This window comes from Dyella sp., from assembly GCF_036746095.1.
In the GTDB taxonomy this organism is placed as follows: Bacteria; Pseudomonadota; Gammaproteobacteria; order Xanthomonadales; family Rhodanobacteraceae; genus Dyella_B.
Genome location: NZ_DAIOEU010000005.1, coordinates 22,499 through 44,973, shown reverse-complemented (window position 1 = coordinate 44,973; position 22,475 = coordinate 22,499). Strand labels below are relative to the sequence as shown.

Below are 22,475 nucleotides of genomic sequence, written 5' to 3'. Positions count from 1 at the left end.
AACGGGAATTCCACTCCAGCCTGCGACGCCTGGTTCCTGCCGCTCCTTGGCCCATCCCCGGAGCGGGGATGGGCAGAGTTTTTCGTGATGGTCCAGATGCGCGACGTCACGGCGCCGCCGGCTTTCTACCCAGATCCAAATGCCGCGATGCATGCCGCGCCTCGCGCAGCCGCTGCGCATGCGCCACCAGCAGGTCGCCGCGCGTGATGATGCCCACCATGCGGTGCGGCTGCTCTTTGCTTACTACCACCAGCCGGCCCACTTCGCGCTCCACCATGTGATCGGCGGCTTCGCGCAAGGTGTGGTCTTCGCGTACCACGATCGGCGCCACCTTGATCAGCGATTGCACGGACGTATCGAGCGCGAGGTTGGCATCGTAAAGCTGGCGCCGCGTGATCACGCCCATCACCTGGCCTTGCGCATCGAGCACCGGGAAACCCTGGTGCTTGGTGTTGGCGCCTTGCGAAGCCAACCATTGGCGCACACCGGCAATCGTCTGGTCGGCCTTGAGGCTCACCACGTCGCGGCTGCAGGCGTCGCGCACGTAGATCTGGTCCAGGTAGTCGGCGGCGTAGTCCGAAGGCACGCGCACGCCGCGGCGCACGATCTTCTCGGTCATGATGGTGTTGCGCATCATCAGGCCGGAAACCAGATACGCCGCCGCGCAGGCGCCGAGCAGCGGCAACAGGCCGTGCGGTTGCTGCGTGGTTTCAAAGGCGAACACCACCGAGGTCAGGAACGCGCGCGATGCGCCGGCAAAGATCGCCGCCATGCACACCAGTGCCGCCAGGTGCGGATCGACATGCAGCCACGGCGCCACGCTGGCCAGCGCCATGCCCAGCACGCCGCCCATCGCGCCACCGATGGTAAACAGCGGCGCCAGCGTACCGCCCGAGGTGCCGCTGCCCAGCGCCACCGACCACGACAGCAGCTTCAACAGGCACAGCGCGAGCATCGCACTCATGCCGATGCTGCCGCTCAGCACGGCCGAGATATTGGTGTAGCCCACGCCGAGCGTCAGCGGCATGTAGTAGCCGACGATGCCGACCACGATGCCGCCCAGCGCCGGCCACCACATCCAGTGGATCGGCAGCTTCTCGAAGTAATCCTCGATGGCGTAAGTGAACTTGGTGATCCATACGCTGACCACGCCCACCAGCACGCCCAGCACGATGTACGCCGCTATCGCGGACAAGGTGGGCGTCGCCAGCACCGGCATCGCGAACATCGGCGCATTGCCTTCCAGCACGTAGCGGAAGCCGGTGCCCACGGTGGCGGCCAGCGCGACGGGGATCAGCGAACGCGCGCGGCGTTCGAACAACAGCAGTTCGACGGCCAGTAGCACGGCCGAAATCGGCGCCGAGAACACGGCCGCCATACCTGCGGCGGCACCGGCCGCGAGCAGCGTCTTGCGCTCGTCGGCCGTCACGTGCATCAGCTGCGCGATCAGCGAACCCAGCGCACCGCCGGTGGCGATGATCGGGCCTTCGGCGCCGAACGGGCCGCCGGTACCGATGGCGATCGCCGAGGACACCGGCTTCAGCCAGGTGATGCGCGGCGGGATGCGGCTTTCGTTGAGCAGCACCTGTTCCATCGCCTCGGGAATGCCGTGGCCGCGAATGGCGCGCGAACCCCAGCGCGCCATCACGCCGACGATCAAGCCACCGATGGCCGGCACCGCGATCACCCAAAGTCCCAGGTGATTGCCGGCCGGGCTGCTGAAGTCATAGCTCCAGCGCCCATAGAAAGAAAGATTGGTAATAAGGCCGATCAGCGCCGTCAGCACCTTGGCCACCACGGCCACCACCCCGCCCAGCAGCATGGCGACAAAGGCGATCCACAGCACCCGCCAATCCAGCGGCCGGAACTGGCGCGGCATGTGCGCGGCGGCGAGGGTAGGGTCCAGCGATGGCGCCAGCGGAACCGAGGCGCGGGTATGGGATTCGTTATTCGGTGAATGCATGTGGATGAGTAGCCCCTGAAGTGCGCGCAAGGTTACAGGGATATGTGTGTAGTAGCTGGCTGGGAAATGAATTGGTGCAGCGCGGGGGAGCCGCGGGTTGGGCGCTTTTTTTTCGCTCGTCATTCCGGCGAACCTTCGCCGGAATGACGACATCGCGAGATTGCCTATCAAGCAAGCACGGGCCGCCACGCTTGACTCTGGACCTAGATCAAAGGTCTAGACTTCGCCCATGAACACACCAACCGCCTCCCTCACCATCGGTACCGTCGCCAAGCGCGCCGGCGTTCCCATCGACACCATCCGCTACTACGAGCGCGAAGGCCTGCTGCCGGAGCCGCTGCGCCGTGCCTCCGGTTACCGCAGCTACAACGAATCGGCGATCAAGCGGCTGCGTTTCATCCGCCGCGCCAAGGAACTGGGCTTCACGCTGGACGAAATCCGCGATCTGCTCGCGCTCTCCACCGACCGCCGCGGCGGCGTGCGGGCAGTGCGCAAGCGCGCTGAGCAGCGCCTGGCCAGCATCGACGCGCGCATTGCCGAACTGATGCGCATCCGCGCGGGCCTGCAGCAATTGATCGAGGTGTGCCCGGGGCACGGCGACCCGGAGCAGTGCCCGATCCTGCGTGCATTGGCCGATGAGGAGCCGCAGGCATGAGCGCGCAGGGTTCGTGCTGCCAGCAAGCAGAAGGCGACGCGCGCGATCCGATCTGCGGCATGCGCGTGGACAGGGCCAGCGCAAAACATCACAGCGAGTACGCGGGTCAGAGGTTCTATTTCTGCTGCGCTGGATGCAAGACGAAGTTCGATGCGGAGCCCGCGCGTTATGCCGATGCCGCGCCGGCTATGCCTGACCATCATCACCACCATCATCATTCGCAACGCGCACCGCAGCCCGTCGTGCCAGGCGCGATCTACACCTGCCCGATGCATCCGGAAGTGCAGCAGGACCACCCCGGCGATTGCCCGAAATGCGGCATGGCGCTGGAGCCGATGATGCCAAGCCTGGACGAGGACGACAGCGGCCAAGCGCGCGCCATGTCGCGCCGCCTGGGGTTGCTGGTCGCCTTGACCTTGCCAGTATTCGTGCTGGGCATGTTGCCGCACGCAGGCATGCACGCGGGTGCCGCTACCGGATGGCTGGAAGCCGCGCTCGCCAGTGTGGTCGTGCTATGGGGCGGTGCACCGTTCTTCGCGCGCGGCTGGCGTTCGCTCAAACCGTGGCAACCGAACATGTATACGCTGATCGCGGTAGGTACCGGCGTGGCGTGGCTGTACAGCATGCTGGCGTTTCTCGCGCCGCAGCTGTTTCCGGTGGGTTTTCGCGATGCGCACGGTCGTGTCGGCGTGTATTTCGAATCCGCCGCGGTGATCGTCACGCTGGTGACGCTGGGCGATTTCCTGGAATGGCGCGCACGCCGCCGCACCGGCGCCGCCTTGAAAGCTTTGTTGGGCCGGGTGCCGAAGACGGCGCGGCGTATCTCGCATGGCGAAGAACGCGACGTGCCGCTGGATGAGGTGCAAGCCGGCGATGAACTGCGCATCCGCCCTGGCGAAAAAATACCGGTGGATGGCGTGGTATTGAGTGGCCAAGCCCAAGTGGACGAAGCCATGCTCACCGGCGAGCCCATGCCGGTAAGCAAGGCGCCGGGCGATCCGCTCACCGGCGGCACCGTCAACCAGCAGGGCGCACTGACCATGCGCGTGGAAAAGGTTGGCGCCTCCACCATGCTCGCGCAAATCGTCGCGCAAGTAGCGCAGGCGCAACGCAGCAAGGCGCCGCTGCAGCGCGTGGCCGACCGTGTCGCCGCATGGTTTGTGCCGGCGGTGATCGCGATAGCGGTGCTGGCCTTTGCTGGCTGGGCATGGTTCGGTCCGGAACCGCGGCTGGCGCACGCGCTGATCGCGGCGGTGTCAGTGCTGATCATCGCTTGCCCGTGTGCCTTGGGCTTGGCGACGCCGATCTCGATCATGGTAGCGAGCGGGCGGGGCGCACAGCAGGGTTTGCTGTTCAAGGATGCCGCGGCGATCGAAGCCATGCGCGACGTCGATACGCTGGTGCTGGACAAGACCGGCACGCTCAGCGAGGGCAAACCCGCGCTTGTTTCCGTATGCGCTATGGATAGCCACACGCGCGAACAGATGCTGGGCCTGGCGGCAAGTCTGGAGCAGGCGAGCGAACATCCGCTCGGCAAGGCGATCATTGCGGCGGCCAAGGATGAAGGCGTGCATTTGCAAGCCATCGACGATTTTCAGGCCCAGGTAGGCGGTGGCGTCAGCGGACGAACATCGACGTATCGGCTGGCCTTCGGCAACGCATCGTTGATGCAACAGCTGGAGGTGCCGCTGGCAATGGCAACGTTGGCGCGCGCGGAAGCCTTGCGCAACGAAGGCGTCACCGTGATGTTCCTGGCGGTAAACGGCAAGGTGGCGGGTTTGTTCGGCGTCAGCGATCCCATCAAGCTGGACACGCCGCAAGCGCTGAAAGACCTGAAAAGAGCCGGCTTGCGCATCGTCATGCTCACCGGCGACCACGCCACCACCGCCAATGTCGTAGCGCTCGAGCTGGCGATCGACGAAGTGCATGCCGGCGTATCGCCGGCCGGCAAGGCAGCGGTGATTGAAAGCCTGCGCAAGCAAGGGCGGCGCGTGGCGATGGCCGGCGACGGCATCAACGACGCCCCGGCTCTTGCGGCGGCGGATGTCGGCATTGCCATGGGGCAGGGCACCGACGTGGCGATGGAAACCGCGCAGGTCACGCTGGTGAAAGGACAGCTGAGCGGCATCTTGCGCGCGCGTGCCTTGTCGAAAGCGACGGTGCGAAATATTCGGCAGAATTTGTTCTTTGCCTTTATCTATAACGCGTTGGGCGTGCCGTTGGCGGCGGGCGCGTTGTATCCGTTGTTCGGTATCACCTTGTCACCGATGGTGGCGGCATTGGCGATGAGCTTGTCGTCGGTGTCGGTGGTGAGCAATGCATTGCGGTTACGCAGGCTTTCGTAGGCAGAGATGAAATGCATCGTCACACTTTGCCGTCATTCCGGCGAAGGCCGGAAACCAATTCAAATACGTCGTGCGAAGCACTCAGGATAAAAAAGTGTCGTGTGCTGCGCACAACATGTTTTGACTGGATTCCGGCCTCCGCCGGAATGACGGAATGAACATCTCAAGAGGTTCATTCCTCACCCAGCGTCAACGCCCGCCCAACTCCGCACCCGTGGTCGGATTGCTCTTCGCATTCGACGCCGTTCGTCTTGCAAACGCCTTCACGCACGCCTGGTCTTCCGAGTCCAGTTTTACCTTGGCCTGGCCATCGCCGCCGTCCATCGCGACGAAATCATCGATATCACTGATGAAGGTGAAGTTCTCGTCGCTGTTCCACGGCCCGCGCGTATCGCCTTCGCCTTGCGAGGTGTTGACGTACACATGTGCGAATTCCTGCTTGCCGGGCAGCTTGCCGGGCGGGAAGTTCGGTTCGATCGCGTACAGCGCTTTCTCGAAGGAAAGCTGGTGTGCGATCTCGCGTGTCATCAAAAAGCCGAGCGCATCTTTCACGCCAGGATCGTCGGTGACGTTGATCAGCCGTTCGTAAATGATCTTCGCGCGCGCTTCGGCGGCGATGTTGGAGCGCAGGTCGCAGGTGGGATCGCCGATGGAATCGACGTACGCCGCGGTCCACGGTATGCCACCGGAATTGGTCAGCGCCGGGCCGCCGCCGTAGAGGATCTGCGTGACGTGCGAATCGTTGCCCGCGCCCTGCAGCGAACGATACAGCTCGCCCGTTTCGGCGACTGCTTCGGCCAGTTCGCCTTTGGCGCCGCGGTTGAGCATGGCGACGATCGAGCCGATCACTTCCAGATGGCTCAGCTCTTCGGTGGCGATGTCCATCAGCATGTCTTTGCGGCCGGGGTCTTCTTCGGCCAGCGCCTGTGTGAAATAACGCATGGCGGCAGCGAGTTCGCCTTGCGGGCCGCCGAACTGCTCCAGCATCAGGTTGGCAAGGCCAGGATTGGATTCGGAAACGTGGACGGAATACTGCAACCGCTTGTTATGGGAAAACATGGCGTAGGGTCTCCGTAGTCGAGATGGGCGTGCAGCACGCAGGCTGCCGCGTTAGCGCTTGGCGACGACGCCTTCGGTGGCGTCACGCGCGAGGAACTGCGTGGTGATTTGCGGAAGATGTTTCAGCAACCAGTCGGCCATGGCCTGTTCCTGTGGCAGGATGGCTTCGCAAGCACGCTGGGTGGCAGCGTCGCCGGCTGCCTGCGCCGCGGCAATCAGCGTGGTGTAGGTGGCGATTTCCACGTGCTCGAACACGTAGCCGGCGATGGCGCCTTTTACGATTTCGTCCGCGTTGGCCATGCCACCCACGGCCTGGCCAAAGGCCATGGTCTTGGCGGCGAAGTCTTTCGCCACCGACGGCTTGCCACCGAGGCGGGTGATGCAATCCTCGACGATGCGTTGCTGCTGCAGGGTTTCGTCGATATGCGCTTCAATGCGCGCTTTCAATTCAGGGTAGTGCTGGATGCGCGATGCCTGGGCTTTGAGCATCTGCTCTGCCTGCTGTTCCATGGCATGGGCGTTGCGCAACCAGTCGAGCAGGTTTTCGTTGTGTTCGGCCATCGGTGATTCCTCGTCGCATGCGGACCAGACGGTCGCCCGCGCCGCCAATGTGGACGCATGCGGGTCGACATGCGGTCAATCGCCTGTCAATGCGTGAAACACCGTTACGTCTTGAGCAGCAACAACGTATTGAGCGCGAGGATGAAAATCGCCGAAGCGACCGTTGCCAACAGGGTGGGTGGGTTGACGCGGTACACACCCATGGTGCGTTCGCTGGATACGAACCAGATCAGCGCCAGCATGGGAAACGGCAAGGCGATGCTCAGTACCACCTGGCTGAGTACCAGTGCTTGCGTGGCGTTGACGCCCACATAGATCACCGCGAAGCTGGGCAACATGGTGATCAGCCGGCGCAGCCACAGCGGGATCGTGAACCCAACGAAGCCTTGCATTACCAATTGTCCGGCCATCGTGCCGACGGTCGAACTGGACAGGCCGGACGCCATCAGCGACACCAGGAAAATTATCGCCGCCGCGCGGCCAAGCAGGGGCGTGAGGCTGTGATAGGCGTTCTGGATTTCAGCCACGCGCGTGTCCCCGGCATGGAACGCCGCGGCCGCCATCAGCACCATGGCGATGTTGATCAAACCGGCGATGCCGAGCGCAATCGTTACTTCGATGTTGGAGAAGCGCAGCACGCGTTTGCGCTCCGCTTCGCTCGCAGATGGAAAACGGTGCTGCGTCAAACCGGAATGCAGGAACAGCGCGTGCGGCATGACGGTGGCGCCGATGATGCCCGCCGCCAGCAGAAGGGCCTGCGAGTCCTGCAAGCGCGGCACCAGCAGCTGTTTTCCTGCTTGGGCCCAGTCCACCGGTGCGATCAGAAGTTCCAGCAGATACGACAGGCCCACCACTCCCACCAACGCACCGATGGCAAGTTCCACTTTGCGAAATCCGCTTCGTTCCAGCAGCAGCAACCCGTAGGTGACGATGGCGGTGGTCGCCATGCCGGCCCACAATGGCAGATTGAAAATCAGGCTCACGCCGATCGCGCCGCCAAGAAACTCGGCCAGGTCCGTCGCCATCGCGGCAATCTCGCTGATCGCCCACATCAGCCACACCAGCGGGAGGGGAAATTGTTCGCGGCACAGTTCCGCCAGGTTCCGTCCGGTGACGATGCCGAGTTTTGCCGACAGGGCCTGGAACAGCATCGCGACGATATTCGCCACCAGCACCACCCACAGCAGCCCGTAGCCATAGTGCGCCCCGGCCTGGATATTGGTGGCGAAGTTGCCCGGGTCCATGTACGCCACCGATACCACGATGGCCGGCCCCGCAAACGGCAGCAGCGCGCGCATGCCCCGGCGCTTGCCAGCCAGGACGGCGCGCATCTCGCGCATGGCTATCTCGTTGGCATGGGTTTGGGCGGGATCGTGCCGGACGTCCACGTAGCGGTTTCCGCAAGAGGAATGCGCGCCTGATGCTAGAAAGCGCAGCGTGCAGATGATGCGTACAGGAGGGAGCCGTGCGGCAAATGCATATGCAGCATGGTGCGATCGCAGTGGCCGGGCGCTGTCGATGAGCTCGTTCATCCGGCAAAGACAAGGGCTTTTGCCCCAGCAGGGCATGCTCGCGGCGAGCAACATGCGAGGTGCGCCATGGAATCGATCGAAGACGAAAGCGTTTCATTCGCCGGCACGACCTGCGCCATCGTCACGGTGCTGCGCGCCTTGTTGGATGCGCAACCAGATCAGGAAGCCGTGTGGGAGCGGCTGCGCGCAGAATACAGCCGGGCCGCGACCCAATACGACGCCAACCCTGCGCTGGCCGGTGAACACCGTTCGTTCGAGGAGGTGTTCGACATGCTGGGTCTGCATGTGCGGGAAGATGCCTCACCGTCTTCGGCCGCGCATGACATCCATCGTAGCGGCCGTCCTGCCGCTAGCGCGGCGGCCAGTCCTGCCGATGGCGTCGACGATGCATCGATGTATTCATGAGGCCAGGGATCGGATCGAAGCGACAGGCCGGGATGAAATCCGGCAGCGGAAGCCGAAAGCAAGCGAGGATTTTCATTTGGGGGCTCCGTAAAGCGGTTGTGGCAGTAGAAGCGGCGCGCCGTTCGTCACCCCATCCGCTACGACGCGCGCTTCTACTGCACTCTCGCTTAGCAGACAGGCGCCTGTCCGGCGCCTTTTTCGTGCAAGCGCTTTTCACCGCGCAGAGACCTCCGCTACAGATGAGCTTAGGGAAGATCGTTGCGTGCGACACACAGGCGTGCCGCGCGGGGTTTTGATCTGGAGTAAAGAAATGGCAAATGAAAACGGTAGTCGTGGTGGCCGCGGGTTCGCCGGCATGGACGAAGCGCGGCAGCGTGAAATCGCCAGCCAGGGTGGACGTGCGGCGCACCAGAGCGGCCATGCGCACGAATTCAGTTCCGAAGAAGCGCGCGAAGCCGGGCGCAAGGGTGGCGAAGCCGTCAGCCAGAATCGCGAACATATGTCCGCCATCGGGCAGAAAGGCGGTGAAGCCGTGAGCGAGAATCGCGAGCACATGGCAGATATTGGCCGCAAGGGCGGGGAAAACAGCCATGGCGGTTCACGTTCGAACGGTGCCAGTTCGAACGGCGGCAGCAGCGAGCAGCATGCGGAGGCCGGGCGGCAGGGTCACAAGAATACCTGAGGCGTTACGCGACACGATGCGTAATGCGCTTGTTCGTGCGAGAGCATTGGAATCGCTTGGAGTTTCTCACTCCCCTATGTGTAGTAGGGAAGGATTGGGCTGGGTTGAAGCGGATCTTGCGGGGGATGCTTTATAGACGCTGCGATTCAGTCCGGCCTTTCGACTACGCATGAAAAACATCTCGCGGCCCGTCATTTCCGCGAAAGCGGAGGCGCTTTCGCGGGAATGACGGGCCATCATGAGGTTACGCGAGCATGTCTTCCACATGTACCGGCAAATCCCGCACCCGCACGCCGGTCGCGTGATACACCGCATTGGCAATCGCCGCGGCAATGCCGGTCAGCCCGATCTCGCCAATACCGCGCGCACCCATCGCATTGAACTTCGTATCCGGATAATCCAGAAACACTACCTCCATCTGTTCGGGCATGTCGGCGTGGCTGGTCATCAGGTAGTCGGCCAGGTTGCTGTTCACCGCCTTGCCGTTGCGTTCGTCGTAGCGCGTTTCCTCGAACATCGCCATGCCGATGCCCATTACCACCGCACCTTCGATCTGGTTGCGGCCGGTGAGCGGATTGATGATGCGGCCGGCGTCGATCACGGTGACGGTGCGGTTGACGCGTAAGCGTGCAAGCTTGGGTTGCCAGGCGACTTCGACGAAGTGCGCGCCGAAGGACTGCATGGAATATTGCGGGTTTTTCTGGCCGAACGTGCTTTGGCCTTTACCGTGGCCTTCCACTTGGGCAATGCGCGCGGAGGCAAGGATCTCGCGGAAATGTTTGCCGGTGTCGGGGCTTTGGTCCTTGCGGTGCACCTTGCCTTGGGTGAAGACAAGTTCTTTCGCATCGACGCCCTTGAAAGAAGCGTCTTCGCCGGCGATGGTTTTCAGCTGTTCGCCTGCTTGCTCGACGGCTTGCACCAGAGCGGGCACCATCGAACCCGTTGCCATCGAGCCGCCTGACCACGGCCCTGGCGGCAGATCGCTGTCGCCGATCACCACTTTCACCGCATCGACGTCGACGCCGGCCAGTGCGGCGGCCATCTGCGCGATGACGGTATACGTGCCGGTACCGATGTCCTGCGTGCCGCTGGCGACGCGCACGCTGCCATCCCCGAACAGCGTGATCGTCGCTTCGGCGTTGAAGCGCGCGGCCATCCAGTTGCAGGCGGCCATGCCCCAGCCGAGTATCGTGTCGCCATCGCGCATGGAACCTACCGTGGGGTTGCGGCGCGACCAGCCGAACAGCTCCGCGCCGTGGGTAAGGCACTCCTTCAAGTGGCGCGACGAGAAGGGAATGTTTTTCTCCTCGTCTTTTTCCGGTTCGTTCTTCAGGCGCAGCTCGACCGGATCCATGTTGAGCGCGATCGCCAATTCATCCATCGCCGATTCCAGGCCGAACGAACCGGGCACCTTGCCGGGGCCGCGCATGGAGGTGCCGGTGCCCACGTTGCGTTCGGCATACGCGCCGGTGACGCGCAGGTTGGGCGTGCTGTACATGAAGCCGGAGGCCTCGCCGCAGTCCTCCTGGTAGTCGGAAAGCTGGCCGCGCATGTCGATGTAATCCTGGCGCAGCGAGACCAGGCGGCCCTCTTTGTCGGCGGCCAGGCGCATGCGCTGTTGCGTATGCGGGCGATGGCCCACGTTGTGGAACATCATCTCGCGCGATACCACCAGCTTGACCGGCTGGTGCAGATCACGGGCGGCGGCGGCCGCGAGCAGCGCCTGTGGCCATGGCCACAGCTTGCCGCCGAAGCCGGTGCCGAGGTACTCGGTGATCACGCGCACGTTGTCGGTGGGTACGCCCAGCATCTGCGCCATCACCGCGCGGTAATTCATGATTGCCTGGGTGGTTTCGTACAGTGTGAAGTGCTGGCCATCCCACAGCGCCACGCTGGCGTGCAATTCGATCGGGTTGTGCGTTTCGGTGGGCGTGCTATAGGTCTCATCGATCTTTACCGGCGCGCGTTCGAAGGCGCCGTCGGGATCGCCGCGTTCGGTCTGTTGTTCAGGCGGTTTGTCCGCGCTCAAGCGGGTGGACAACGATGGCGCTTCGACGTCGGCGTAAGTCACCTTGATCGCACGCGCAGCCGCCACCGCATGCTCGTAGGTATCGGCCACCGCCAGGGCCACGTATTGGCCGTAGTAGCGCACCCGATTGTCTTCCAGCGGCGGGCGTTTTTCGTCGAGCATCACCTTGCTGGCTTTCGAGACGTGGTAGAACGTGCCGATGTTTTCGTGCGTGTAGATCTTGCGCACGCCAGGCATGCGTTCGGCAGCCGAGGCGTCGATGTTCGCAATGCGTCCGTTGGCGATGGTGGCGCATGCCGGCACGGCGTACACCAGGTCGTGAAAGTGGAAGTCGGCGGCATAGCGCGCCGTGCCGCTGACTTTCAGCGGGCCATCGATGCGCTTGTGCGCGCGGCCGATGATGGGGAGCGTGGAGAGGTTGTCGCTGGATGACATGGTGGTCCTCACGCCAAGACTTGAGTGAGTGCCTGCACCAGGCAGCGGCGGGCCAGTTCCTGCTTGAAGGCGTTGCCGCGCCGCGGCTTGGCCTCGGCAAGCAGGGCATGTGCGGCCTTGTCGAACAAGGCCTGGGATGGCGCCTGGCCGGTGAGTACCTGTTCTGCCTCGTGCGAGCGCCAAGGGCGTGTGGCAATGCCGCCCATCGCCACGCGCGCGGTCGCGATGTTTCCGCCGTCCAGCGTCACGAGTACGGCCGCCGAAGCCAGCGCGAACTCGTAGGACGCGCGATCGCGCAATTTCAAATAATGCGAACGCGCGCGTGGCTGCGGCTTGGGCAGCAACACATGCGTGATCAGGTCGCCGGGCTCCATCACCGTTTCGCGCTGCGGCGTGTCGCCGGGAAGCAGGAAGAAATCGTTGATCGGCACCTGCCGCTCGCCCTTGTTGCCCTGGATGACGATGCTGGCTTCCAAGACGGTAAGCGCCACGTTCATGTCGGACGGATTGGTGGCGATGCAATGGTCGCTTGCGCCGAGAATCGCCAGGTTGCGGTTGTAGCCGTCGATGGCCGGGCAGCCGCTGCCGGGCTCGCGCTTGTTGCATGCGCTGTGGATGTCGCGGAAATACACGCAACGCGTGCGTTGCAACAGGTTGCCGCCGGTGGTCGCCATATTGCGCAGCTGGCCGGACGCACCGGCAAGCAATGCCTGTGACAGCACGGCGTAGTCGCGTTGCACTTCCGGCAGCGTGGCCAGATCGGCATTGCGCACCAGTGCGCCGATCTTCAGGCACCCATCCGGCGTGCTTTCCACCTGGTCCAATGGCAGATGGTTGATGTCGATGACTTGGCTTGGCCGCTCCACGTCCAGCTTCATCAAGTCGACCAGCGTGGTACCGCCGGCGACGTAGCGGACCTCGGCACCCTGCTGCGCGGTCGACGCGTGTGCGCCGGCCTGGATCGCCTGCTGGATGTCGTTGGCACGGGAAAACGCGAAAGTCTGCATGAGGCACTCCGCTCAGCTGCGCCGTACCTGTTTGAGCGCCGCCAGAATGTTCTTGTACGCACCGCAACGGCAGATGTTGCCGCTCATCGCTTCGCGCAGGTCGGCATCGCTATCGCCCCATTTTTCATGCAGTACCGCCACGGCGGACATGATCTGCCCTGGCGTGCAGTAACCGCATTGGTAGCCGTCGTGGTCGACGAACGCCTGCTGCATGGGATGCAGCGCGCCAGGTTGACCAAGACCCTCGATGGTGGTCACTTCATCGCCGTCGTGCATCGCTGCAAGGCTCAAGCAGGCGTTGATGCGGCGCCCGTTCACGTGCACCGTGCAGGCGCCGCATTGCCCATGGTCGCAGCCTTTCTTGGTGCCGGTGAGCTGCAATTCGTTGCGCAGCGCATCGAGCAGGCTGGTGCGGTTGTCTACATCCAGCTCATGCGGCTTGCCGTTGACGACGATCTTGACGTGCGAATGCGTGTCGTCAAGGCGAGCGGCACGCGGATGTGCCTGGTCGTGCGATGCGCCCGCCTGGGCGTTGGACCATCTGACTCCGGAGGCCATGCCGGTTATCCCGATCATCTGCAGAAAAGTTCGGCGCGATGCATGCTCTGGCGAATCGTCTGGATGCTGGGGCATGCCACGGTTCCCTCACGACGAAGGTGAGGGAAATTCAAGCGTATCCGTGGTTAGCGCGGTGTGCAGAGGAGGGCAATGGCGCGGCCAGGTCAATCGCGATCCGGCGCTCCGAGCGGAAACAGCGGGCGATACGGCCGCGCCTCGTCCACCGCGCGCGCGAACGAGGGCCGCGCAAGCAGGCGCTTGCGGTACGCGATGAGGTGGGCGAATGACGGGTCGATGCGATGGGTCCAGTCCGCATAGAACAACGCCGGTGCGGCGCTGCAGTCGGCCATGCTGAAACCGGCGCCGGCGGCCCATTCACGGCCTTCGAGATGCTTGTCCAACCACGCGTAGGCGGTATCGAGCATCTCGCGCGCGTCACGCACACCGCGGGCGTCGCGTTCGTGTTCCGGCCGCAACGCATCAAACACGATCTTTCCCTGTGCCGTGGAGACGTAGCAATCGAAGAAGCGGTCGAGCTTGCGCACTTCCAAAGCATCGCGCGCGTTGGCGGGGAGCAGCGATACGGGGCCGGGATAGTGCAGCTCGAGATGTTCGATGATGATGCTCGATTCGATGATCTGCTGCTTGCCGTCCGTGAGTAGCGGAAAACGCTGGATCGGCCACATGGCGGCGAACTCGGCGTAGATCTCCGGCTGCTCGCTCGACAGCATGCGCCATTCGAACGGGATGTCGTTCTCGTAGAGCGCTATCAGCACCTTTTGGCAGTAGGAGGAAAAGGGATGGGCGTAGAGTTTCAGGTTCATCGGGATGGCTCCGTGGAAAAGGGGGCTTTAATCCGGCGACGAACGGGGGCAGGGGGAATCGACATGTTGTCCGCGGGGTGTCCGGCGACGTCCGCGGACATGGCCTTTTTGTAGAACCTTGCTGGAAACCTCGTCATCCCGGCGAAAGCCGGGACCCAGTGTCTTTCGTCCCAAAGTCGCTGGGCCCCGGCTTTCGCCGGGGTGACGGTATATGGAGCGATTGGCGCATCTGAGTTTGAACGCCAATCACGTGTATGCAGAGGAGAGAGTGGGTTGCATGGTGCGCTTTATGCACGAACCCTCCCGAGACCAGCCAAAGAGCTGAGCGAACGTGGCGCACAAAGCTCGCCTACGCATCCGATGCGTGCATCTGCGGGAGGCAGCCACGCCTTTCGACCGCATGCCGTGGGAGCTTCAAGGATTCATCACGGACTTCCTGCGCTTCCATGGCTGTGAAGTCACGCCGATCAATCAGCAAGTGATTGCGATGGCGATCGAGGCGCGCTTGCAGCATGGGTGGATATGCCATGCGTATTTGGCGGCGCTGCTTGAGGAAGATGTTGTATTTGAATAGACCCTCAAGGCCGTCATTCCCGCGAACGCGGGAATCCATTTTCATGATGCATCAGAGCAAGATGGATTCCCGCGTTCGCGGGAATGACGGCCTTGGGGAAAGCAGGCAGCGGTGCTGGATTACATCCCCAGCACGCTCTCCGCCTTCACGTACGCAAGGTTATGCGCCTGCGCCACTGGCTCACACGTAACCTTACCTTCGAACACGTTGAGGCCATTGCGCAGATGCACGTCCTGCTGCAAGGCCTTCTGCCAACCGTGATTGGCCAGTGCGAGCGTAAACGGCAACGTCACGCTGTTGAGCGCAAACGTGGAAGTGCGCGCCACCGCGCCCGGCATGTTCGCCACACAGTAGTGCACCACGCCGTCGACCACGTAGGTGGGATCGGAATGCGTGGTGGCATGCGAGGTTTCCACGCAGCCGCCCTGGTCGATGGCGACGTCGACGATCACCGAACCCGGCTTCATCGTGCGCACCATCTCGCGCGTCACCAGCTTGGGCGCGGCGGCGCCGGGCACCAGCACGGTGCCGATCAAGAGGTCGGCGCGGAGCACCAGTTCTTCGATCGCCGAACGGGTGGAGAACACGGTGGAGATCGAGGTGCCGAATTGCGTGGCCAGGCGCTTCAGCGCTTCGGCGGAGCGATCCACGACAGTGACTTTCGCGCCCATGCCGACCGCGATGGTGGCCGCGTGCGTACCGGATACGCCGCCGCCCAGAATCACCACTTCGGCTGCCGGCACGCCGGGCACGCCGCCCAGCAGCACGCCGCGGCCGCCCTGGGCCTTTTCCAGCGAGTGCGCACCGACCTGCGGCGCAAGACGGCCGGCCACTTCGGACATCGGCGTCAGCAACGGCAGCGAGCCGTTCGCCGCGGTGACCGTTTCATAGGCAATGCAGATGGCCCCGGAGGCGATCAGGTCGTGGGTCTGCTCGGCATCGGGCGCCAGGTGCAGATAGGTGAAGAGGATCTGGCCCTTGCGGAGCTTCTTGCGCTCCACCGCCAGCGGCTCCTTCACCTTCACGATCATGTCGGCTTCGGCAAAGATCTGGTCGGCGTTGTCGATGATGGTGGCGCCTGCGGCCACGTAATCCGCATCCGTCAGGCCAGCGCCAGCACCGGCGTCTTTCTGCACCATCACCTGATGGCCGTGGTGTACCAGTTCCTGCACAGAAGATGGGACAAGGCCCACCCGGTATTCATGGTTCTTGATCTCTTTCGGTACACCGATGCGCATGACTCGATCTCTCGACAAAGGGTTGGGAAGGTTGCTGCGCCGGCCTTCCGTGTGCCGTGCGGCGCGCAGTATGATCGAGGCCTTGCGCAATTTCTCGCTCATTATGGCCATGGACTGGACGTTTCTTCGCATCCAATGCGGCATTTTTGGTAAAAAGTAGAATTTATGACGAATCCCTTTCCGCCCCTGGACGAGCGCGACCGTGCCATCCTCCGCCTGCTGCAGGAAGACGGCCGCCTGGCCAACGCGGAACTGGCCCAGCGAATCAATCTTTCTCCCTCCGCCTGCCTGCGGCGGGTGAAGTTGCTGGAGGATCGGGGGCTGATTTCCCGCTACGTGATGTTGCTGGATGAGAAAGCGGCCGGCCTGTCAGGCACTGCCTTCGTATTGGTCACCCTGGACCAGCAGGGCCGCGCGGCGCTGGATGCGTTCGAGGTGGCGATCCAGAAACATCCCGAAGTCACCGAGTGCTGTCTGCTTGCCGGTGCGGCCGATTACATGGTGCGTGTGGCGTATGCGGATTCGGCGGACTTCGAGCGCATCCATACCGAGATACTCACGCAGTTGCCCGGCGTGGTGCGGGTGCAATCGACGCTGGCGTTGCGCACGGTGAAACGGACCACGGCGTTGCCGGTTTGATGCCGTAATGGGGGTTAGGCGTTGCTAGGCTTTCCCGTAAACGACGAGATCGGTTTCTCCGGTGCAGGTTTGCGCAAGCCTTCGCCCAGCGCCATCAAACCCTGCACCAACGGCGCCAGCGCACGCCAGGTTTCTTCATCCTTCAACGCCTTGTAAAACCCGCGCACGCCGGGTGCTTCCTGTTCCGCCGGCGGCTCATCTGCCGCCGCCAGCAAAGCATCTTTCACCGTGGTGGCGATCTTGTAGAAACGCGGTGGCGGAATCTGCGCCAGCACCATCAGGATCGCGGCGATGTTTTGCGTGGCGTAGCGCGAGCCTTCCAGGTTCAAGCCCTTCATCACGATGCCGACGATGTCCTGCTTGCCGGCGGCGATATCGTTGGCCAGCCGCAATACGCCGGACTCATGCAAGGTTTCCAGTAATTGGTCCAGTTCTTCGCGCGCGCTGGGGCCAATTTTCGGTGGCGTGGGCTGATAGGCGAGGGGTTCGGCCATTAGAGTGTCTCGGGATGTTCGATGGTTGCCGGCGGTTCCTGGTATTCGGCACGCGCCCATTTTTGCTCGGCCTCAGGACCGAGATTCGGCGTGCGTTTGCCATAGCGATGATTGCGGTACGGCAGGGGCGGTTCGCCTTTGGACATGGGCAGTTTTTCGATGCGCACGGCCAGCTCTTTATAGGCCGGCGTGTTGACCTCCGTATCGTGATGTTCGCCGGTCAGCATGTTCACGCCCGGCTTTGAGTGGTGGATCGGCAGGTACATGGTCTTGCCGCTGACGCGATCGGTAACGGTGGCGCGCACGTCCACATGCGCGCGGCGCGAGGTGATGCGCAGCCAGGTGCCGTCTTCGATGCCGCGTTCGGCAGCCAGTTCCGGACTGATTTCCACGAACCAGTTGGGCGTTTCGTTGTGCACGCGCGGTCCGCGGCCGGTCTGGTTGGTGGACTGGAAGTGTTCGAGCAGGCGGCCGTTGTCGAGGACGATGTCGTAGCTGCCGTCGGCATCTTCCTGCGGTGGATTCCATTGCACTGGATGCAGCTTGGCTTTCTTGTCGGGAAATTTGAAGCCGTCGGTGTAGAGCAGCGGCGTATCCGTGCCGTCTTCTTTCACCGGCCACTGCAGCGATTTCCAGCCTTCCAGCCGTTCGTAGCTCACGCCGGCAAACATTTTCGCGACGCCGGCGCATTCGGCCATGATCTGCGAGGGATGCGTGTAACCCCAGTCATGCCCGAGCTGCTTGGCCAGGTCGGTAAGGATCGCCCAATCGGGGCGGCTTTGGCCTAATGGTTCCATCGCCTTGTAGAAGCGCTGGATACGGCGCTCGGTGTTGACGAAGCTGCCGTCCTTTTCCACGCTTGCGCACGCGGGCAGGATCACGTCGGCGAATTCGGCGGTGCGGCTGACGAACATGTCCAGCACCACGAAAAACTCCAGTTTCTTGAATGCATCGATCACGTTCTGCGTATCGGCATCGGAGATGGCGGTTTCCTCGCCGATCACCATCATCGCTTTCACTTCGCCCTTGTGCGCCTTCTCGACCATGCTGAAGTTGTCCAGGCCCACTTCGTCGGAAAGATGTTCCGCCGGTACGCCCCAGGCCTTGGCCCAGCGTGCGCGCGCTTCCTGGTCGGTGACTTTTTCGTAGCCGGGGTATACGTTCTTCAGGCAGCCGAAATCGCTGGCGCCCTGCACGTTGTTGTGGCCGCGCATCGGGTAGCCGCCGGTGCCGGGCCGTCCGTAGTTGCCGGTGACCAGCAATAGATTCGACAGCGACGTGCTGGTATCCGAACCGTGGCTGTGTTGCGTGATGCCCATCGCCCACAGCAGGCAAACTGACGGCGCATGCGCAATCATTTCCGCGGCTTCGGCCAGTTGCGCTTGCGACAAACCAGTCACCTGTTCGGCAAATTCAAGCGTGAACGGTTCCAGCGATTGGCGGAATTCCTCGATGCCGTTGACCTGCGTGTTCAAGAATTCCTTGTCTTCCAGGCCGTGATCGAAGATGTAGCGTGCGGTGGCGCAGGCCCACACCAGGTCCGTACTGCTTTTCACCTTGAGATGGATATCCGCGCGTGCGGCCATCTCGTGCTTGCGCGGATCGACCACGATCAGCTTCTGCCCGCGCAGCTTGTGCGCGGCCTTGATGCGCGATGCGATCACTGGATGGCATTCGGCCGTGTTGGAACCCACCAGGATCACCAGCGAGGCGGAAGCGATGTCCGTGATCGAACCGGCGTCGCCCCCGTATCCGACGGTGCGGAACAGGCCCTGCGTGGCGGGGTTCTGGCAATAGCGCGAGGAGTTGTCGACGCTGTTGGTGCGGAAGATCAGGCGCGCGATCTTCTGCGTGAGATAGGCCTCTTCGTTGCTGGCCTTGCTGGAGCCGATAAAACCGATGGATTTGGGTCCATAGGTTGCATGAATGTGCTTGAGCCGCGTGGCGACCAGCTCCAGCGCTTCGGCCCAGCTGGCCTCGCGGAATGTGCCGTTCTCGCGAATCAACGGCGTGGTGAGGCGTTCCTTGGCGTTGACGAAATCCCACGCGAACTTGCCCTTGATGCAGGTGGAAATGCCGTTGACCGGCGCTTCTTCCATCGGCTGCACTTTCAGGATCTGCCGGCCGCGCGTCCACATCTCGAACGAACAACCCACGCCGCAATACGTGCAGACGGTCTTGGTGCGCTTGATCTCCTTTTGCCGCAACGCCACGTCGATCTTGGAAATCGCCGTGATCGGCGGCGTGCCGGTGGTGTCTTCCAGCGCCTTGACGAAATCGATCATGGTGCGCTTGGTGTCAGCCTCGATCGCGGTGAACGGCCCGGCATCCGGCTGCAGCGTGCGTTCCAGCAGCGCATTGCACGGACACACGGTGACGCAATGGCCGCAGGAGACGCAGCTCGACTCGCCGATCGGCTTGCCGCCATCCCACAGCACGCGCGGGTGCGGGTTGCTGTAGTCGATGCTCAGCGTTTCGTTGACTTCGACGTTCTGGCACGCCTCCACGCAACGGCCGCACAGGATGCACTGGTCCGGGTCGTAGGTGTAGAACGCATTCGATTCGTCTTTTTTATGTGGTTTTCGCGTGAATCGATAGCGTTGGATGGCGATATCCATGTCCGCGAAGGTGTTGTGCAGCTGGCAATCGCCGGTGTTGTTCTCGCACACCGAGCAATACAGCTCGTGCTTGGCAAGGATGCGATCCATGCCTTCTTCGCGCGCCTGTCTTGCATGGGGCGAGCCGGTGATGATGACGTCGCCGGCTTGTGCGTGGGTGGAGCAGGCGCGCACCAGCTTGCCATTGACTTCCACCAGGCAGGTGTCGCAGGTTTCCAGCGGGCCGAGTGTTTTCAGATAACACACGTGTGGCACGGCGATACCAACGCGAATGAAGGCATCGATCAGTCGCTCGCCGGGTTGAAGTTTTTGCTCGAAGCCATCAATTAAGGCCGTACAGGTGTCGTCGGACATGGAGCACTCGATATAAGGACGTCGCCGGAGGCCTGCCTGTCTGCTTGCAGGCGCATCTTCGTACATCTTTTGCCATCGCCGTCGTGTGCGATGCGGTTAGCGGGCGTGAGGCATGGGTGAACTGACTGCATGGTTTTGCAAAAACTTTTTGCAAACATGCATTTCGGGACTTTTATGAAGCTCGCTTGGGGTACACAATCGGGCATCTTGACCGAGCGGCGACGCCTTCAAGACGCGTCCTGCATGCAGGCTCAATGAGCTGATGCCTGAATCTTCATCCATCTTTGATATTTCAAACGTTCCATGGGTGAAAGACCCAAAGGCAAATCTATCGATGAAACCAGACGTGACCTCATCAACCACCACCGAACAACGTTACCGTCTGATGGTCGAGTCGATTACCGACTACGCCATCTTCATGCTCGATGCGGCCGGACGTGTAGCCAGCTGGAATCTTGGGGCCGAACGCATGACTGGCTATCGCGCCGAAGACATCATCGGCCAGCATCTTGAGCGCTTCTATACCGGGAAAGAGCGCAGCGAAGGCTTGCCGCGCCGCGAGCTGGACATGGCCAGCGCCGAGGGCCGCCACGAATGCGAGAACTGGCGCGTGCGCAAGGACGGCACGCATTTCTGGGCGCAGGTGCTGACCGATCCGATCCATAGCGAGCGTGGCGAGTTGATCGGCTTTGCGAAAATCGTGCGCGATCTCAGCGAGCGCAGGCAGGTCGACGAAGCTCTTCGCCGCAGCGAAGAACAGTTTCGCCTGCTGGTGCAGAGCGTGACGGACTACGCCATCTTCATGCTGGACAAGGGCGGCTACGTATCCAGTTGGAACGTCGGGGCGGAGCGCATCAAGGGTTATCGGTCGAACGAGATCATCGGCAAGCATTTTTCCTCTTTCTACACGCAAGCCGACCGCGAGGCCGGCATGCCGCAGAAGAACCTGGTGCTCGCCGCCACCGAAGGCCGTGTGGAAAGCGAAGGCTGGCGCGTGCGCCGGGACGGTTCACGCTTCTGGGCCCACGTGATCATCGATCGTATCCTGGACGACGATGGCGAACTGGTCGGTTTCGCCAAGATCACGCGCGATGTGACACAGCAACGCAATGCCGCGGTGGAACTGGATCGCGCGCGCGAAGCGCTATTTCAATCGCAGAAGACCGAGGCCATCGGCAAACTGACGGGCGGCGTCGCGCACGATTTCAACAATCTTCTGATGGTGATCCAGAGCTGCCTGGACATGCTGGATCTGAAACTCCCGCACGACACGCAATTGCACAAGCTGGTCACGAATGCCCAGTCGGCCGTGCAGCGCGGCGCGGCGTTGACGCAGCGCATGCTGGCCTTTGCGCGCAGGCAGGAATTGCGCGTGGCCCCGGTGGACATCATTGCGCTGGTGCGGAACATGACCGACCTGCTGGGCCGTTCGCTGGGGCCGCTGGTAAACATCAACACGATGTTTCCGGCGGCGCTTCATCCGGTAAAGACGGACGCGAACCAGTTGGAGCTGGCGCTGATGAACCTGGCGGTGAACGCGCGCGATGCCATGCCGAAGGGCGGCGAGCTGACCATAACGGCTCGCAACGTCGTGATCGATGCCAAGCATTCTACGCGCCTGGCACCCGGCGAATACGTATGCCTGTCCGTCACCGACGAAGGCGATGGCATGGATGATGACACGCTGGCCAAGGCGACGGAGCCGTTCTTTACCACCAAGGGCGTCGGCAAGGGCACGGGCCTGGGCTTGTCGATGGTGCATGGCCTGGTCGAGCAATCGGGTGGGCGACTGGTCATCAAGAGCAGCAAGAGCTTCGGCACGCGAGTGGAGATGTGGTTGCCCAGCGCGCAACCGGATGCTGCCGGTCTGTTGCCGATGGCGATGTCGTCCTCGGAAGGACAGATGTGTTCGTTGCGCAACTTGCATGTGGTGCTGGTGGATGATGATCCGCTGGTGCTCAGCGTGACCGGCGCCGTGTTGCAGGAGCTTGGCCATCGTGTGGAGGAAGTGGCCTCGGCGGAAGATGCGTTGAAGCTATTGGAAAACCAGCCGGATGTGGATCTGTTGATTACCGACCACGCCATGCCGGGCATGACCGGGTCGCAGCTGGTCAGCGAAGTGAATGTGCGCTGGCCGGCGCTGCCGGTGGTGCTTGCGACGGGCTATGCGGAAATTCCCACCGATTTGAGCGATGGGGCTACGCGCTTGTCCAAGCCTTATGACCGCACCGGGCTGGTTGAGGCGATCATGAAGGCGATGGGTGATCGGCAGGTGCATGCGTAAGGGCATTTTTTTAGACGCTGTGAACGGGGCGGCCACTTCGCCGCAAATGCTGCTCGTCATTCCAGCGAAAGCTGGAATCCAGTCTAAGTACGCTGTGCACAGCACACATTTTTAAGCTGAGTGCTGCGCACATCGTATTTCACGGGATTCAGCTTTCGCTGGAATGACGAGAAAAATGCACGGGGGATACCTCAAGCTGTTTGCAGCTTCCTTACCCCG

At 62.5% G+C, this 22,475-nt stretch carries 18 protein-coding genes; 7 read left to right on the top strand and 11 right to left on the bottom strand.

Annotation, left to right across the window (positions count from 1 at the left end; translation table 11 throughout):
* Nucleotides 1-106 precede the first annotated feature (106 nt).
* Complete coding sequence (locus tag V7M64_RS03925; RefSeq protein ID WP_333677313.1) at nt 107-1,879, bottom strand: chloride channel protein; 1,773 nt, start codon at nt 1,877-1,879, stop codon at nt 107-109.
* A gap of 313 nt (nt 1,880-2,192) precedes the next feature.
* Here V7M64_RS03925 and V7M64_RS03920 point away from each other — a divergent pair, with 313 nt between their 5' ends.
* Both V7M64_RS03920 and V7M64_RS03915 read left to right on the top strand, forming a co-directional pair.
* Nucleotides 2,193-2,618, top strand: coding sequence for a heavy metal-responsive transcriptional regulator (locus tag V7M64_RS03920; RefSeq protein WP_333677169.1), 426 nt, complete (start codon nt 2,193-2,195; stop codon nt 2,616-2,618).
* Entirely contained in the window at nt 2,615-4,963 is a 2,349-nt protein-coding gene (locus V7M64_RS03915) for a heavy metal translocating P-type ATPase (RefSeq protein WP_333677167.1), read from the top strand. Before V7M64_RS03920 ends, V7M64_RS03915 begins: the two co-directional genes overlap by 4 nt.
* A gap of 189 nt (nt 4,964-5,152) precedes the next feature.
* Here the strand turns inward: V7M64_RS03915 and V7M64_RS03910 are convergent, their stop codons facing one another.
* From V7M64_RS03910 to V7M64_RS03900, 3 genes are all read right to left on the bottom strand, one after another.
* Nucleotides 5,153-6,022: a manganese catalase family protein gene (locus tag V7M64_RS03910; RefSeq protein ID WP_333677165.1), complete on the bottom strand. Its 870-nt coding sequence runs from the start codon at nt 6,020-6,022 to the stop codon at nt 5,153-5,155.
* Between the two features lie 51 nt (nt 6,023-6,073).
* Entirely contained in the window at nt 6,074-6,583 is a 510-nt protein-coding gene (locus tag V7M64_RS03905) for a DUF892 family protein (protein WP_333677163.1), read from the bottom strand.
* A 104-nt stretch (nt 6,584-6,687) separates the two neighbouring features.
* On the bottom strand, nt 6,688-8,115 hold the full coding sequence (locus V7M64_RS03900) for an Nramp family divalent metal transporter (RefSeq protein WP_333677161.1): 1,428 nt from the start codon (nt 8,113-8,115) through the stop codon (nt 6,688-6,690).
* Between the two features lie 66 nt (nt 8,116-8,181).
* Between V7M64_RS03900 and V7M64_RS03895 the strand changes: the two genes are divergently transcribed.
* Nucleotides 8,182-8,520, top strand: coding sequence for a hypothetical protein (locus V7M64_RS03895; protein ID WP_333677159.1), 339 nt, complete (start codon nt 8,182-8,184; stop codon nt 8,518-8,520).
* A gap of 310 nt (nt 8,521-8,830) precedes the next feature.
* Nucleotides 8,831-9,202 carry a general stress protein gene (locus tag V7M64_RS03890; RefSeq protein WP_333677158.1) on the top strand — a complete coding sequence of 124 codons (372 nt, stop codon included), beginning with the start codon at nt 8,831-8,833 and terminating at the stop codon, nt 9,200-9,202.
* Nucleotides 9,203-9,446: 244 nt separating this feature from the next.
* On the opposite strand, the gene V7M64_RS03885 is transcribed toward V7M64_RS03890, so the two are convergent.
* The 4 genes from V7M64_RS03885 to V7M64_RS03870 all read right to left on the bottom strand — a co-directional run bounded on the left by V7M64_RS03885 (nt 9,447) and on the right by V7M64_RS03870 (nt 14,055).
* Nucleotides 9,447-11,666 carry a xanthine dehydrogenase family protein molybdopterin-binding subunit gene (locus V7M64_RS03885; RefSeq protein ID WP_333677156.1) on the bottom strand — a complete coding sequence of 740 codons (2,220 nt, stop codon included), beginning with the start codon at nt 11,664-11,666 and terminating at the stop codon, nt 9,447-9,449.
* A gap of 8 nt (nt 11,667-11,674) precedes the next feature.
* Complete coding sequence (locus V7M64_RS03880) at nt 11,675-12,673, bottom strand: xanthine dehydrogenase family protein subunit M (protein ID WP_333677155.1); 999 nt, start codon at nt 12,671-12,673, stop codon at nt 11,675-11,677.
* 12 nt (nt 12,674-12,685) lie between these two features.
* Nucleotides 12,686-13,306 carry a 2Fe-2S iron-sulfur cluster-binding protein gene (locus tag V7M64_RS03875; protein ID WP_333677153.1) on the bottom strand — a complete coding sequence of 207 codons (621 nt, stop codon included), beginning with the start codon at nt 13,304-13,306 and terminating at the stop codon, nt 12,686-12,688.
* Nucleotides 13,307-13,395: 89 nt separating this feature from the next.
* On the bottom strand, nt 13,396-14,055 hold the full coding sequence (locus V7M64_RS03870) for a glutathione S-transferase family protein (RefSeq protein WP_333677151.1): 660 nt from the start codon (nt 14,053-14,055) through the stop codon (nt 13,396-13,398).
* A gap of 364 nt (nt 14,056-14,419) precedes the next feature.
* On the opposite strand from V7M64_RS03870, the gene V7M64_RS03865 reads away from it, so the two are divergent.
* Complete coding sequence (locus tag V7M64_RS03865) at nt 14,420-14,629, top strand: hypothetical protein (protein WP_333677149.1); 210 nt, start codon at nt 14,420-14,422, stop codon at nt 14,627-14,629.
* Between the two features lie 119 nt (nt 14,630-14,748).
* Here V7M64_RS03865 and ald read toward each other — a convergent pair whose 3' ends face one another.
* Nucleotides 14,749-15,867 carry an alanine dehydrogenase gene (gene ald, locus V7M64_RS03860; RefSeq protein WP_333677148.1) on the bottom strand — a complete coding sequence of 373 codons (1,119 nt, stop codon included), beginning with the start codon at nt 15,865-15,867 and terminating at the stop codon, nt 14,749-14,751.
* Nucleotides 15,868-16,032: 165 nt separating this feature from the next.
* Here ald and V7M64_RS03855 point away from each other — a divergent pair, with 165 nt between their 5' ends.
* The gene (locus V7M64_RS03855) at nt 16,033-16,506 is read left to right on the top strand and encodes an Lrp/AsnC family transcriptional regulator (RefSeq protein ID WP_333677147.1); all 474 of its coding nucleotides are present in this window, start codon (nt 16,033-16,035) and stop codon (nt 16,504-16,506) included.
* A gap of 14 nt (nt 16,507-16,520) precedes the next feature.
* Here V7M64_RS03855 and V7M64_RS03850 read toward each other — a convergent pair whose 3' ends face one another.
* Both V7M64_RS03850 and fdhF read right to left on the bottom strand, forming a co-directional pair.
* Nucleotides 16,521-17,000 carry a DUF1641 domain-containing protein gene (locus V7M64_RS03850; protein ID WP_333677146.1) on the bottom strand — a complete coding sequence of 160 codons (480 nt, stop codon included), beginning with the start codon at nt 16,998-17,000 and terminating at the stop codon, nt 16,521-16,523.
* The gene (gene fdhF, locus V7M64_RS03845; protein WP_333677145.1) at nt 17,000-19,972 is read right to left on the bottom strand and encodes a formate dehydrogenase subunit alpha; all 2,973 of its coding nucleotides are present in this window, start codon (nt 19,970-19,972) and stop codon (nt 17,000-17,002) included. The genes V7M64_RS03850 and fdhF overlap by 1 nt, the downstream gene beginning before the upstream one ends.
* 346 nt (nt 19,973-20,318) lie before the next feature.
* On the opposite strand from fdhF, the gene V7M64_RS03840 reads away from it, so the two are divergent.
* The gene (locus V7M64_RS03840; protein WP_333677144.1) at nt 20,319-22,256 is read left to right on the top strand and encodes a PAS domain S-box protein; all 1,938 of its coding nucleotides are present in this window, start codon (nt 20,319-20,321) and stop codon (nt 22,254-22,256) included.
* The last annotated feature ends 219 nt before the right edge of the window (nt 22,257-22,475 follow it).

Bases quoted from the DNA above. Each gene is read 5' to 3' on its own strand.
- V7M64_RS03895 (WP_333677159.1), top strand. From the start codon at position 8,182: ATGGAATCGATCGAAGACGAAAGCGTTTCATTCGCCGGCACGACCTGC.
- V7M64_RS03880 (WP_333677155.1), bottom strand. From the start codon at position 12,673: ATGCAGACTTTCGCGTTTTCCCGTGCCAACGACATCCAGCAGGCGATC.
- V7M64_RS03885 (WP_333677156.1), bottom strand. From the start codon at position 11,666: ATGTCATCCAGCGACAACCTCTCCACGCTCCCCATCATCGGCCGCGCG.
- V7M64_RS03855 (WP_333677147.1), top strand. From the start codon at position 16,033: ATGACGAATCCCTTTCCGCCCCTGGACGAGCGCGACCGTGCCATCCTC.
- V7M64_RS03890 (WP_333677158.1), top strand. From the start codon at position 8,831: ATGGCAAATGAAAACGGTAGTCGTGGTGGCCGCGGGTTCGCCGGCATG.
- V7M64_RS03870 (WP_333677151.1), bottom strand. From the start codon at position 14,055: ATGAACCTGAAACTCTACGCCCATCCCTTTTCCTCCTACTGCCAAAAG.
- V7M64_RS03850 (WP_333677146.1), bottom strand. From the start codon at position 17,000: ATGGCCGAACCCCTCGCCTATCAGCCCACGCCACCGAAAATTGGCCCC.
- V7M64_RS03915 (WP_333677167.1), top strand. From the start codon at position 2,615: ATGAGCGCGCAGGGTTCGTGCTGCCAGCAAGCAGAAGGCGACGCGCGC.
- ald (WP_333677148.1), bottom strand. From the start codon at position 15,867: ATGCGCATCGGTGTACCGAAAGAGATCAAGAACCATGAATACCGGGTG.
- fdhF (WP_333677145.1), bottom strand. From the start codon at position 19,972: ATGTCCGACGACACCTGTACGGCCTTAATTGATGGCTTCGAGCAAAAA.
- V7M64_RS03920 (WP_333677169.1), top strand. From the start codon at position 2,193: ATGAACACACCAACCGCCTCCCTCACCATCGGTACCGTCGCCAAGCGC.
- V7M64_RS03875 (WP_333677153.1), bottom strand. From the start codon at position 13,306: ATGCCCCAGCATCCAGACGATTCGCCAGAGCATGCATCGCGCCGAACT.
- V7M64_RS03905 (WP_333677163.1), bottom strand. From the start codon at position 6,583: ATGGCCGAACACAACGAAAACCTGCTCGACTGGTTGCGCAACGCCCAT.
- V7M64_RS03910 (WP_333677165.1), bottom strand. From the start codon at position 6,022: ATGTTTTCCCATAACAAGCGGTTGCAGTATTCCGTCCACGTTTCCGAA.
- V7M64_RS03900 (WP_333677161.1), bottom strand. From the start codon at position 8,115: ATGAACGAGCTCATCGACAGCGCCCGGCCACTGCGATCGCACCATGCT.
- V7M64_RS03925 (WP_333677313.1), bottom strand. From the start codon at position 1,879: ATGCCGCGCCAGTTCCGGCCGCTGGATTGGCGGGTGCTGTGGATCGCC.